Origin of the sequence: Mycoplasma buteonis, from assembly GCF_000733865.1 — a bacterium.
GTDB lineage: Bacteria > Bacillota_I > Bacilli_A > Mycoplasmatales > Metamycoplasmataceae > Mycoplasmopsis > Mycoplasmopsis buteonis.
On sequence record NZ_JPOK01000005.1, the window covers coordinates 21,939 to 36,340 of the forward strand.

9 protein-coding genes and 1 tRNA gene are annotated in these 14,402 nt (G+C 30.4%); 6 read left to right on the forward strand and 4 right to left on the reverse strand.

Going from position 1 to position 14,402, the window contains the following annotated elements; genetic code table 4:
- Positions 1-76: 76 nt before the first annotated feature.
- Together rpoB and EI91_RS01000 are read left to right on the forward strand one after the other, a co-directional pair.
- Positions 77-3,682, forward strand: a complete 3,606-nt coding sequence (gene rpoB, locus EI91_RS00995; protein WP_036452059.1) for a DNA-directed RNA polymerase subunit beta — start codon at positions 77-79, stop codon at positions 3,680-3,682.
- Positions 3,675-8,105 (forward strand): DNA-directed RNA polymerase subunit beta', encoded by a 4,431-nt coding sequence (locus tag EI91_RS01000; protein WP_036452061.1) that lies wholly within the window; start codon positions 3,675-3,677, stop codon positions 8,103-8,105. Before rpoB ends, EI91_RS01000 begins: the two co-directional genes overlap by 8 nt.
- 105 nt (positions 8,106-8,210) lie before the next feature.
- On the opposite strand, the gene EI91_RS01005 is transcribed toward EI91_RS01000, so the two are convergent.
- From EI91_RS01005 to tapR, 4 genes are all read right to left on the reverse strand, one after another.
- Positions 8,211-8,286 (reverse strand) — tRNA-Thr (locus EI91_RS01005).
- Between the two features lie 38 nt (positions 8,287-8,324).
- A complete protein-coding gene (gene ffh / locus EI91_RS01010) occupies positions 8,325-9,674 on the reverse strand; it encodes a signal recognition particle protein (RefSeq protein WP_036452063.1) in 1,350 nt (449 codons plus the stop codon).
- A gap of 39 nt (positions 9,675-9,713) precedes the next feature.
- Positions 9,714-10,946, reverse strand: a complete 1,233-nt coding sequence (gene tyrS / locus EI91_RS01015) for a tyrosine--tRNA ligase (RefSeq protein WP_036452066.1) — start codon at positions 10,944-10,946, stop codon at positions 9,714-9,716.
- On the reverse strand, positions 10,946-11,530 hold the full coding sequence (tapR, locus tag EI91_RS01020; RefSeq protein ID WP_036452068.1) for a TyrS-associated PheT N-terminal domain-related protein TapR: 585 nt from the start codon (positions 11,528-11,530) through the stop codon (positions 10,946-10,948). The genes tyrS and tapR overlap by 1 nt, the downstream gene beginning before the upstream one ends.
- A 45-nt stretch (positions 11,531-11,575) precedes the next feature.
- Here tapR and EI91_RS01025 point away from each other — a divergent pair, with 45 nt between their 5' ends.
- From EI91_RS01025 to tsaD, 4 genes are read left to right on the forward strand one after another with little or no spacing between them, the layout of a single operon-like run.
- Positions 11,576-12,436, forward strand: coding sequence for a DegV family protein (locus tag EI91_RS01025; RefSeq protein ID WP_036452070.1), 861 nt, complete (start codon positions 11,576-11,578; stop codon positions 12,434-12,436).
- A 22-nt stretch (positions 12,437-12,458) separates the two neighbouring features.
- A complete protein-coding gene (gene tsaE / locus EI91_RS01030; protein WP_036452071.1) occupies positions 12,459-12,848 on the forward strand; it encodes a tRNA (adenosine(37)-N6)-threonylcarbamoyltransferase complex ATPase subunit type 1 TsaE in 390 nt (129 codons plus the stop codon).
- A complete protein-coding gene (locus tag EI91_RS01035; RefSeq protein ID WP_036452072.1) occupies positions 12,848-13,396 on the forward strand; it encodes a hypothetical protein in 549 nt (182 codons plus the stop codon). Before tsaE ends, EI91_RS01035 begins: the two co-directional genes overlap by 1 nt.
- Entirely contained in the window at positions 13,396-14,334 is a 939-nt protein-coding gene (tsaD, locus tag EI91_RS01040) for a tRNA (adenosine(37)-N6)-threonylcarbamoyltransferase complex transferase subunit TsaD (RefSeq protein WP_036452073.1), read from the forward strand. The genes EI91_RS01035 and tsaD overlap by 1 nt, the downstream gene beginning before the upstream one ends.
- Positions 14,335-14,402: the final 68 nt, after the last annotated feature.

The window sequence follows — 14,402 nt, forward strand, 5'->3', positions numbered from 1 at the left end:
AAAAAAAACTTTTTTGCTAAAATATATATGCATTTTATAGACATATTATTAAATATGTAAATAAGGAAGGGTGTTTATGGAACAAAAAAAATACATTAACCGTAAGTTTGGACCTAAAACAATAAGAAGAGATTACTCAATTACAAAAAAATCACTTCCATTGTTTGATATTCTTGCAACAAGTAAAGAGAGTTTTGAACTTTTTATTAATAAAAAAATTCAAGAATGCTTGCAAGAAGTATATCCAATCGAAGCAGCTAATAAACAAGTTAGACTAGATTATTTAAAAAATTCACTTAGATTAGAATTACCTTTTAAAAAATCTACTAGCGAAAGCGAAGAAATTAAAAAATGTAAAGCTAAAGGTATTAACTTTAGTGTTAAAGTGTACGCAACTTTAAAAAGAGAAATCACAGAAACAGGAGAGGTTCGTTTAGATGAAGTTTTAATTGGTGAAATTCCATACATGACTTCAGGTGGAAGTTTTATCATTAATGGTTCTGAAAAAGTTATTGTTTCTCAGTTAATTCGTTCACCAGGTGCTTACTACGGACTTGGAGTTCGTAACAAACAATCTGATGACCTTTTCAACAAATTAGAAATTTTACCAAGAATTGGTTCTTGATTAGAAGTATCACATAAAGTTACATCTTCAACAATCGACTCAGTTAAAGTTAAAGTTGATAAAAACAAAAATATTAACTTAGCAACATTTTTAGGGTCATTTGGTTTAAGTGCTCAAAATATCGAAGAATTATTTGGTAAAAGTGAACTTTTAGAAGAAACTCTTAGAAAAGACAAATTAATTTTAAATTCAGAATTATCACATGAAGAAATGGTTGACGCTTGTCAAGAAGAACTTTTCAGAGGTTTAAGAAAAGGTGATCGTATTTCAGATGAAGCTAAGAAATCATTAATTCCTGGTATTTTATTTGATAAAAAACGTTACAACTTATCAGTAACTGGTCGTCACATGCTTAATAAAAAGCTTTCTCTTTTAGACCGTATTACTAACACATACTTAGCGGAAGATTTAAAAACTAAAAACAACGAAGTTGCTTTTGCTAAAGGTACATTCATTGATTTTAAACTTGCTAAAAAAATTCAAGAACATTTTGAATTAGGTTTAATTTCATCTGAAAATATTCCTGGTATTGATCCTGAATTTGTATATCACAGATTAATTAATACAAATAAAGATCTTAAGAAAAGAACAAAAATTATTAAAGTTAAAGTTTATCCAACAAGAAAAATGATGGAAAATGCAGATAAAGAACCAGTTCTTGTTATTGGAAATGATCCAAAATCTGTCGAACAACATTTATTAATTTCTGACATTATTGCAGCAATTAATTACTACTTCAATTTAACAGAAGGAATTGGGCAAGATGATGATCCGGATTCACTTACAAACAAACGTATTGTTTCTGTTGGTGAATTACTCGAAGGTCAACTTTCTGTAGCTTTAACTAAGTTAGAAAAAACCACTCGTGAAAGAATGGGTGCGAAAGAAGCTGAAAAAGTTACAGCTAAAAATGTTACAAATAATAAGTTAGTAACAAACCAAATGAAGACATTCTTTAACTCTTCAAAACTTTCACAATTTATGGATCAAATCAATCCACTTGCTGAAGTTTCAAATAAACGTCGTGTTACATCACTTGGGCCTGGAGGTCTTAACCGTGATACAGCTCAATTTGAGGTTCGTGACGTTCACTCTACTCACTACGGAAGAATTTGTCCTATCGAAACTCCTGAAGGACCAAACATCGGACTTATTCTTAACTATGCTACATTTGCAAAAGTAGATGATTTAGGTTTCCTTAAAACACCATATTATAAAGTAAATGATGGTATTGTTGACTACAACGATGTTAGATATTTAACTGCTGCAGATGAAATTGGTTACTCATTTGCTCAATCATCAGTTCTTGTGGATGATACAAATAGAATTGTTTCACCAACTTTAACAGTTAGACGTGATTACAACTATATTATTGCTAAACCAGAAGATGTAGACTTTATTGAGGTTTCATCTAAACAAATTGTTTCGGTAGCTGCCGCTGCTATTCCATTCTTAGAAAATGACGATGCTAACCGTGCACTTATGGGTTCTAACATGCAACGTCAAGCAGTTCCTCTTTTACAAGCTGAAGCACCTTATGTTGCTACAGGTATTGAATCTGATATTGCTAAATATTCTTCATACAACATTACAGCTAAAAAACCTGGTGAAGTTGTTTATGTAGATGGTTCAAGAATTCATATTAAAAATGATAAAGGTGTAACTGACAAATATTCATTAAGAAACTTTGAAAGAAGTAACCAAGGAACATTAATTCAACAACGTCCAATTGTACAAGTTGGTCAATTTGTTGAAAAAGGTGACTTACTTGTAGATGGTTCATCATTTAAAGATGGTGAAATGGCTTTAGGTAAAAACTTACTTGTAGGATTTACTACATGAAATGGTTATAACTTTGAGGATGCTGTTATCATTAACGAACGTCTTGTTAAAGATGACGTATTTACATCAATCCACATTGAAGAACAAACAATTCAATTCAGAAGCAGCCGTGCTGGTGATGATGAATTAACTAACGATATTCCTAACGTTTCAAAATTTGCTTTAAGACATTTAGATGAAAACGGAATTGTTAGAGTAGGTTCAGAAGTTGTTCCAGGAGATATTTTAGTTGGTAGAACTTCTCCAAAAGGTGAAGAAAACCCTTCACAAGAAGAAAAATTATTGATGGCTATCTTACAACAAAGATCATCAAATAAAAAAGATACTTCATTAAAAGTTAAAAATGGACACAACGGAACAGTTATTCACGTAGAAGTCCTTTCAAGAGACAAAGGTGATGTTCTTGAAGAAGGAATTGACAAAATCGTTAAAGTTTCTATTGCACAAAAACGTAAAATTAAAGTTGGTGACAAGGTTGCTGGACGTCACGGTAACAAAGGTGTTATCTCAATCGTTTTACCTGAAGAAGATATGCCATACTTAGAAGATGGTACACCACTTGATGTAATGCTTAACCCACAAGGTGTTCCTTCACGTATGAATATTGGACAAATTCTTGAATTACACCTTGGTATGTCAGCAAGAAAATTAGGTGTTAAATTTGTTACACCTTCATTTGATGGAGTTAAAAAGACAGATATTGAAGCCGCTTTAGAAGAAGCCGGATTAAATAAATCAGGTAAACAAGTATTAATCGATCCAATTACAGGTAGAAAATTTGATAAACCAATTTCAGTTGGAGTTATGTATATGCTTAAACTTAACCACATGGTTGATGATAAGATGCACGCACGTAGTGTTGGTCCATACTCATTAATTACACAACAACCACTTGGAGGTAAGTCTCAAAATGGTGGACAAAGATTTGGAGAAATGGAAACATGAGCTATCGAATCATATGGTGCAACAAATGTACTTCAAGAAATTCTTACCTATAAGTCAGACGATATTGCAGGACGTAATGCATTATATAGTGCTTTAGTAACAGGAAAAGAATTACCAAATCCTGGTATTCCAGAATCATTCAACGTTCTTAGTTATGAACTTAAAGGACTTGGAATGAAATTAGATATTTCAGAAAGTGAAAGTTCAGAATCAGAAGATGAAATGGAACTTTTCCAATACTTAGATGGAGGAGGAGAAAGTTATGAATAATTTCAAAGATGATAAAGAGCAAGAAATTAGCCAATTAATTAATAAAATTACTCTTTCATTAGCTACTAACCAAGATATTCTTGATTGATCTAATGGTGAGGTTAAAAAACCAAAAACTATTAATTATAAATCATATAAACCTGAAAAAGATGGTTTATTCGATGAGCTTATTTTCGGACCTACAACTGACTATAAATGTCCTCTTTGTGGAACAAAATATAAGAAAAGCGATGAAAACTCAACTTGTGGAAAAACACCTGCTTGTGAAAAATATAAACCACAAATTTTACCTAAAATCACACGTAGAAGTAGAATGGGTCACATTAAATTACATAACCCAGTTGTACACTTCTGATTCTTTAAAATCGATCACTCAATCATTTCAAAATTATTAGGTCTTAGAGTTCACGATTCAAATAAAGTTGTAACTAAGGCTGATTTAGAAAAATTAATTTACTATAAATCTCATATCGTATTAAGTAGCGGTGAATTAACTTCACTAAAGAAAAATACAATTATTGATATTAATGATGCTGCTACAATTTACCAAGATGCTTTAGTAGAAATGCTTAAAAACTACGAAGAAGGCACAGAAGAATATGAAGATATTAAAATGGCATTAGACGAACTTAGAGAATATGCTGTTTCTAAAATTGGTAAAGATTTCGGGATTGATTTTTATCAATACAATGAAATCATTCATGAGTATTCAAGTGCAAAAATTGATACAGGTTCAAAAGCAATCGAATACTTACTTAAAAATATTAATTTAGAAGAAGAAGCTGCTAACGTTCAAGCTGAAATTGATGCTATTAATGCTTCAAGCACAGAAGATGGACTTACTTCAACTAAATTACAAGAACGTCAAAAACTTTATAAACGTCTTACAGTAATTAACTCATTTATTAAATCAGGACAAGAACCTACAAGTATGTTAATTTACAACTTACCTGTTATTCCTGCTGATTTACGTCCATTAGTTCAATTAGATGGTGGAAGACACTCAACTAGTGATGTTAACGAATTGTACCGTCGTATTATTATTAGAAATAATCGTTTAGAAAAATGAAATGAAGCCGATGCTCCAATGCTTATTAAGCAAAATGAATATCGTATGATTCAAGAAGCTGTTGATGCTTTAATTGATAACGCTAGAAAGAAACCATCTCCTGTTACATCAAAAGATGCACACCCTTTAAAATCAATTTCTGATGCTTTAACAGGTAAAAAAGGTCGTTTCCGTCAAAACTTATTAGGGAAACGTGTTGACTACTCAGGACGTAGTGTTATTGTTGTTGGACCTACATTAAGAATGCACGAAGTTGGTATTCCTCGTGATATGGCTGCTAAACTTTTTGAACCTTGAATTATTAAAGAATTAATTAAAGGTGAAGAAGGCATTACAAGTGTTAAATCAGCTAAAAAATTAATTGAAAACTTAAACCCAATTATTTGACCTTATGTAGAAAAAGCAATTGACGGACGCCCAGTTCTTTTAAACCGTGCTCCTACATTACACCGTTTATCAATTCAAGCTTTCCAACCAGTTTTAATCCGTGGTAAAGCTATTAAATTACACCCATTAGTAACAACAGCTTTTAACGCCGACTTCGATGGAGACCAAATGGCTGTTCACGTTCCAATTTCAGATCAAGCTGTTAGAGAAGCACAAGAATTAATGCTTGCTTCAAAAAATATTCTTGGTCCAAAAGATGGAGAACCAATTATTAACCCTTCTCAAAATATGATTTTAGGGTTATACTATTTAACAATTGAAAAAGCTAATGTTAAAGGTGAAGGAAATTATTATGCTTCATTTGATGACGCAATGTTAGCTTACGAAAACGGATATATTGATTTACACGCTAGAATTGTTTTACCAATTTCAAGTTTAAATAAAGAATCAATTTCAAATAATACAGATGAACCTTACTTAATTTCAACAATTGGAAAATTAATTTTAAATAATGCATTTCCAACTGATTTCCCATTTATTTTTGGTAAATATGTTTCAAAAACTTATAAAACAAACCCAGATGGTTCTGAAAAAGTTGTTGAAAAAGAAATGATTCATACATCAGAAGAAGATTTAAATAGATATACTCTTGCTTATGGTGCAGACTTTAGAGCAGAAATTGCAAAAATGGATGTTAATATTGCATTAACTAAAAAAGATATTGCAAAAATTGTTCGTAAGGTTTATGAAAAATATGTTGCTATTGTTAATATGGAAGATATCGCATCAATTATTGACACTATTACACAAAGCAACTATGATTATAAATTTGAAGATTGTGCTGAATTAGTTGACTACAAAGGTGATGTCATTCCAACTTCACACGCTAAAATTATTTTTGAATTAATTAGAAGTACTTTTGCAGAAATTAGCTTCAATAATGCTAAAAACAGTCAATCAGATAGTGTTCGTTTCGAATTAGAACAATACACTAAAGCACTTGCAAAAGTTTGATTTGGATACACAAACTATGTTGCTTCTATTCTTGATAAAATTAAGAATTTAGGATTTAAATACTCAACTATTTCAGGTACAACAATTTCAATGAATGATATTACTACCTTAAATACAACTAAAGAAAAAATCAAAAAAGGTGAAGAACACATTGAACAATTAAAAACTTACTTTGAAAGTGGTTTCTTAACAGACGATGAGCGTTATAACCTTGTTATTAAAAAATGATCTGAAGTAAAAGATTCAATTGAAAAGGATCTAAAAGAAGTTACAAAATCAGATTTAGACAACCCACTATTTATGATGTTCACTTCAGGAGCTCGTGGTAACTCTTCAAACTTTACTCAGCTAGCTGGTATGCGTGGACTTATGCAAAATAACACCAAAGTTTTAAAAGCCGATGCTGAAAACGACCGTGTGGTTCGTAGTACTGTCGAAATTCCAGTTAAGTCTTCATTCCTTGATGGTCTTAGTGCTTATGAATTCTATTCATCAACTCACGGTGCTCGTAAAGGACTTACTGATACAGCTCTTAACACAGCTAAGTCAGGATACTTAACACGTAGACTTGTTGACGTTGCTCAAGGAATTGTTATTCGTGAGGAAGATTGTGGAAGTGACTTTGGATTTGTTGTAAAAGATATTAAAGATACTAAAACTGATACAGTTATTGAATCATTGGCTGAAAGAATTGAAGGTAGATTTACTAACAAACCAATTTTAGATGCAAATGGTAATGTGGCTATTGCTGCTAATACATTTATTACTACTGAAATTGCAGATCAAATTATCAATGAATTAGGTATGAAGGAAGTTGAAATTCGTTCAGTTCTTTCATGTCACACTAAAAATGGTGTATGTAAACGTTGTTACGGTAAAGATTTAGCCTCAAACAGAATTGTTAATATCGGTGAAGCTGTCGGAGTTGTTGCAGCTCAATCAATCGGTGAACCTGGTACACAGCTTACAATGCGTACATTCCATACAGGAGGAGTTGCCGGAGTTGAAGATATTACAGGTGGATTTGGTCGTTTAATCGAATTAATCGATGCCTACGATTTCCCTTGAGGACGTCCTGCTGTTATTTCTAAAGTTTATGGTAAAGTTCTTTCTATTTCATCAGCAAAAGACAAAGCTGGTAAAGATACTGATGTTTTAATCGTTGAAATTGAAACTAAGAAAGATTCTAATACTGTTGAAAACATCTTTGAAAGCGGAAAAGTTTCACAAAAATTAAGAGTAAAAGTTGGTGACAGAGTTGTTCCAGGGCAAAAGATTTTTGAAGGTCCAATTATTCTTAATGAACTTTTATCTGTTGCTGATACTCGTGCAGTGCAAAACTACTTACTTAAAGAAGTTCAACGTTTATACCGTTTACAAGGTATTACAATTTCAGATAAATATATTGAAATTATTATCCGTCAAATGTTATCAAAAATTATGATTACTGATCCAGGAGACTCAAACTTCTTTACTGGAAGCTTAGTAGATACTTTTGTTTATCAAAAAGAAAATGGAAAATTACTTGCTGAAGGTAAAAAACCTGCTTTTGGTGAAGTTAAAATCCGTGGAGCTAAACAAACACCACTTCTTAGTGATTCATTCTTAGCTGCTGCTTCATATCAAGAAACAGCTAAAATTCTTGTAAACAGCTCTATTGCTAAAAGAGTTGACTATCTTGAAGGTCTTAAAGAAAATATTATTCTTGGACACAAAATTCCTGCTGGTACAAACAGTAAATTTGAAGAAAAAGGAAAATACGATATCCGTGATCCGAAAACATATTTTGAAAAAGATTTATTACCAGAGTTATCAACTCTTGATAATCAAATTTATGCAGATGATATCATGGATTTAGATTTACTTCAAGAAAACGAAGAATACTACGAAACAGAATTAAATCACTTTGAAATTGATGATATTTCATACGATGCAATGGATGATGATAACTAGAAATAATTAGTGCAAAGCAATTTGCACTTTTTATTTTGCTAAATTTAAAATAATAAAAAGCGTAGCACAATTAATTGCACTACGCTTTTTTAGTCATGAATGATATGGTGCCGACAACTGGATTCGAACCAGCGACCACCTCCTTACCATGGAGATACTCTACCTGCTGAGCTATGACGGCATATGTAAAATTATTTTACCACAATTTTACAATTTTACCTAAAATCCACCAAAGCCGCTACCTGATGGCATTTTACCAGCTTTAACATTTTTCACAATTTCACTCATTTTTTTGCTCATTGCATCAAAATCATTTAATAGCTTGTTAAATTCTTGTGCTGAGCGACCACTTCCTTTTAAAATTCTTTCTTTACGCGAAGCTTGTTTTAAAAGTTTTGGATTTTTTCTTTCTCTAATCGTCATAGAAGACATAAGGATTTGATAAACTCTCATTTTTTCTTCTGCTTTATCAATTTGTTCTTCATCAACTTTACCAGCTAGATTTCCTGGTAACATTTTTAAAATTTTAGAAAATTTACCTAAATTTTTGACTTGTTTAATTTGTTCCATTAAGTCATCAAGAGTATATTGACCTGAAAACATTCTTTCAAGCATTGATTGAGCTTTATCTTGATCAATGACATCTTGAGCTTTTTCTACAAGAGAAAGCACGTCACCCATACCTAAAATACGGTCTGCCATACGTTCTGGATAAAATAAATCAAGATTAGAAACTTTTTCTCCTGTTCCAATAAAACGAATTGGTAAATTTAAAACTTGGCGTAAGCTAAGAGCTGCACCACCACGAGCATCTGAATCTAATTTGGTGATAATTGTCCCTGTTAATTTCAAATTATCGTTAAAAGTTTGAGCAACATTAATAACGTCTTGTCCACTAAGAGCATCGGCAACAAAGAAAATTTCACTAGGTTTGGCTATTTTTTTAACTTCAATTAATTCTTGCATTAATTTTTCATCAATACTTAATCTACCTGCAGTATCGATAAGAATTAAATCATTTCCATTTTCAGTCGCAAATTTTAAAGCATTTTGCACAATTTCTTCTACTGAATGATTGGTGCCCATTTCAAAATAATCCACTTGAATACTTTTAGCAAGTGTAACAAGTTGATCGACAGCCGCAGGACGGTAAATATCTGCTGCAACAACTAGTGGTTTTTGAACCAGTTTCTTTTTACGTAAGTAAAAAGCTAAACGAGCTGTTGTTGTTGTTTTTCCTGAACCTTGCAATCCTGCCATCATAATAATGTAAGGTTTTTTATCAATTTTCATTTCTTTAACTTGTCCACCTAAAATAGCAGTTAATTCTTCATGAAAAATTTTAACCATCATTTGAGATGGATTTAGTTTTCCTATAACCTCTCTCTCTAAAGCTTTTTCTTTAACATTTGTTATAAAGCTTTTAACAACTTTTAAGTTAACGTCGGCCTCAAGAAGTGCCATTTTTACTTCACGTGTGATTTCGGCGATATCTTCTTCTGTAAGCATTGTTTTCTTAGCCATTTTAGCTAAACTTTTTTCAAATCTTTTTTCTAAAAATCCAAGCATATTTACCTTTCTTTTAATAAAAAAGAGCTAAGCTCATTTTTACTTAATTTTAATGCAGTATACGTTTTTCTTTCCAACGTGTAAAATAGCATATTTATTTTCGAATAATTTAGAGTTTAATAAAAATTCTTCTGTAATTGGTTCGTAGTTTATTTTAATTGAATTAGTTGCTAAAAATTCTCTAGCTTGACGTCTTGATGAAATAACTTTGTTAGATATTAATTGTTCGATTAAATTTTGATTTGCTTGCAATGTAAGAGATTGAATTTCTTTTGAAATAAAATCTAAGTCTTCAATAGTATAACTTGATAAATCATTGTTTTTACTAAATAACAACTCTGTTACTTTTTGAGCTAAAATAGCATCTTGTTCCGAATGGACTTGCTTAATAACATGAAATGCTAATGATTTTTGTGCTAATCTTTCTGAAGAATTTGCATTATGTTTTTCCATAATTTCATTAATTTGTTCAATAGGTAAAAATGTTAATCAATTTAATAATTTTTCAACCTGAGAATCTGGTTGATTAATTAAGAATTGGTACATTGAGTATGGTTTAGTCATTTCTTTATCTAATCATAAACTACCACCACCAGTTGATTTACCAAACTTTTTACCATTAGTATCTGTTAGTAAATCAGATGTTAGAGCAACAGCTTTATGTTTGTCACCCACCACTGATGCAATCATGTCTAAACCTGTAGTTAAATTACCTCATTGATCAGAACCACCAAATTGAATAAAAATTTGATTATCTTGATAAAGTTTTAAAAAGTCATATCCTTGAATTAAGGTATAAGTAAATTCGGTAAAACTTAAACCGTTATGAATACGAGAAGCAATGCTATCTTTAGCTAGTAAATAACTAATATTTACTAATTTTCCAATATTTCTTAAAAATTCTAGAACATTCATATCTTTGTAAAAATCATAATTATCAATTACTGTCAAGCCAAAGCTTTCAATTTGATTTTTAACTTTTTCTTTATTTTTTGATAATGTTTCTGAATCTAAAAGCTTTCTTTCGCTTTCTTTAAATGAAGGATCACCAATCATTCCTGTGGCTCCACCTAAAATAGCGTAAACTTTATACCCTTTTTCTTTAAATCTAAGGAGATTAGCAATTTGAATGTAGTTACCTAAGTGCAGACTTGTTGCTGTGGGATCAAAACCAGCATACACACCTGTCCCTTCTGGTAAAGCTAACAATTTCTCTTCATTGCTAATGTTTTTTAAAACACCACGACTTCTAAGTTCTTCTACGATATTCATTAGATTAGGTATTCCTTTCCTATTTGTTCTTCAGTTCCAAAAATTAAACCTTCTTTTTCTTTACCAAGTGTTTTATAACCTGTTAGCATTCCCTCACTAGTAACATCCAAAACTTTACCTGTTAAAACAGATGTACCCATAAATGTTGTAGCTCCAGGACGTGCTAATACTACTACTTTTCCTTCTTGTGAATCTAAAGTATTTGTTACTAATGTAACAGTTTTATTTTCTTTTGTGTCAATTAAAACTTCTAAGACAAAAAGTTTTTCGCTTTTAGGGTGCACATTTCTAGATAAAATTCTTCCATAAACAAATTGCGAAATAATGTTTAAACTTAAATTATTTTCTTTTGCATATTGTTTCACAATCTCTTCTTGTTCTAAATTTAAGCTAAAATATTTTTGATCTTTTGAAATTTTTAACACACTATTATCCAATCAGTTTATTGATTGAATTTGATTATTTTCATCTACAAAAAAGATAGCTTTATCAGTGGTAATTTGTTTAGTTGCTTTAATTTTTGAATCTACAAAAATAATTGAATGATTTTGAAAAAAGGTATTTAAATTATTTGCTATTAACATATTACATATTATAACAAAAACGTTTTTTTATAATATAATAAAAACATGTTAAAAATAGCTATTGTAGTAGATTCTTCTGCTGGTTTATCAAAGCAAGAAGCAACAAAAAATAATTGATTTTTTATTCCATTAATGATTTTTTTTGATGATAAAAAATTAGCTGATGGAATTGATATTACATCAGATAATTTATTTGATCATTATAACTTAGAATCTGGTAGTGCAAAAACATCAGCAACACCTATTGGCATAGCTCAAGATACTTTTGAAAAGTTATCATCAGAGTATGACTATGTTTTAGTTTTTCCTATCTCTAAATATTTATCAAGTCAAGCTGCAATGCTTGAAAGTGCAGCCAAGGATTTTGCTAATGTCCGTGTAATCCAATCAGTTTATGTTGCTCATTTAATTTCTCTTAAAGTAAAAGAATTTGAAAGCATGATTCAAAAGGGATTTTCTTTTGAAGAAGCTGCTAATCAAATTGAAAAATGAGATGATCAAATTGATGTAACATTAGTTCCAAAATATAATGATTATTTAGTTAAAGGTGGGAGATTAAGTCCTGCAGCAGCTACTCTTGCAAAATTACTTCAAATTGTTCCGATGATTAAATTTACAGATGGTTCTTTAGTAAAAGAAGGTAAAGGTCGTATTTTTTCTAAAACTATTCAAAAAGTTATTGACAGCAAGTTTGAAAATTTAACCGATATAGAAAACTATGATTGTGTTATTTTACACTCAGGAAACTTGGAAATTAGTCAGTATGTTGAATATTTAACTTCTAAGTATAATATTGTTCCTTATATTTCTAGTTTAGCTAATGTTATTGCGATGCACACAGGCCCAGAAGCGATTGTAATTATTAAATTACCAAAATTAAGTGAAAGTCAAAAAGCATTGTTTTAAAACTATGCTTTTTATTTAATTTATGAAACTAATAACTAACTCAATTACAGAACTTGATAATTTTATTGCTACATTAATGGCGAAAATTAAAGAAAAACAGTTTGTTTTACTTGAAGGTGACTTAGGTGCAGGAAAAACAACTTTTGTAAAATTACTTGCAAAACAATTAGGAATTACAGAAAGAATTACTTCTCCGAGTTTTAACTATATGAAAGTATACGATGGATTAGTACATATTGATTTATATAACTATAAGGGTGATTTAGAAGAATTTGAAGATTATTTTGAGGATAATATAGTTGCAATCGAGTGAGCTAATTTATTAAAAAGTAATTTGCCACATTATCTGAAAATTCAAGCTAGATTACTAGAAGATGGGATGCACGCTTTTGAACTTGTGGAGGAAAAATAATGAACGTTTATTTAGATACTGCAACTGAAGATTTTGTTTTAATTTTGTTTGATGATAATTTTAAAGTTTTAGATTCAGTTCTTTTGCAAGGTTACAAAAAGAAAGTCCAATTAATTACTGAACAATTTGAAATGCTTTTAAATAAAAATAAACTGAAAGTGCAAGATATTACAGGTTTATATACCAATTTAGGACCAGGTTTTTTTACAGGAGTTCGTAGTTCGCTAGTTTATTTTAGAACTATCAGCTTATTAACGGGAGCAAAAACTTTTTTTACAAATAGTTTTAAATTACTGAAAAATCAAAAACCTGATTTAGAAATGTTAATTTTAGATGCTCAAGGTAATAAGAAGTATTGTTTTGAAACTAAAAATATTTTTTATGATGAAAATACTATACAAGTTTTAGAAACAGAGCAAGTAGCTATGAAAATTGATTATCAAGCAATTATTAATAATTTTGCAAATTATAAAAATTGCTTTGAAGAAATTTTAGCTATGCAGGCTGAACCGCTTTATATTAAAAAACCACAAATTGGAGGTCATTAATGCGAATTTTAGGAATTGAAACATCGCACGATGATACTTCTATTGCGGTTTTAGAAGATGGTAAAGTATTAGATTTATGAACTATTTCACAAATTGAAATTTTTAAACAATTTGGTGGAACAATACCTGAACTAGCTTCTCGTGAGCATGTATTAAATATTGCGTTAATCCAAAAACTAGTTTTAGAGAAATATCACCCTGAAACTTTTGATTATATTGCCTATACAAAAGAACCTGGTTTAATCGGTACATTACAAGTTGGGTATTTGTTTGCTAGTGCTTTTGCTCTTGTTATTAATAAACCATTAATTGCAGTAAACCATTTACATGGGCATTTTTTATCAGCAACTATCACGGAAAAAATTCTTTTCCCTGCTCTATGTTTGTTAGTCAGTGGTGGTCATACTCAATTAATTTTAGCTAATGATGTGGATGAATTAGAAATTATTGGCGAAACACTGGATGATGCAGTTGGAGAAGCTTTTGACAAAGTTTCTTCTCGCATAGGTTTAGGTTTTCCAGGCGGACCGATTATTGACAAAATTTCAAAAGAGTACCAAGGTGAATATTTAACTTTTACAAAACCACACACTGAAGAACTTTTAGATTTTTCATTTAGTGGTTTAAAAACCCAAGTTTTAAATTCAGTAAATAAAATTAAGATGAAAAATGAAACTATTAATAAAGCACAATTTGCTGCGAGCTTTCAAAAAGTAGCGGTTGAATATTTAATTTCAAAAACTCGAAAAGCATTAGAGTTGCATCCAGAAGTGAAAACTTTAGTTTTAGGTGGAGGTGTATCGGCAAATAGTGAACTTAGGGAGGAATTTGTAAAATTACATTCTAATACAATTATTCCTTCCTTAAAATATGCTACTGATAATGGTGCGATGATTGCACAAGCTGCTTATTTAAAATTAAAAAAATCAGGTAAGTAATATTACCTGATTTTTATTATGCTACTACTGGGAAACATAGGAGTAATTAATATATGAAAATAAATTTA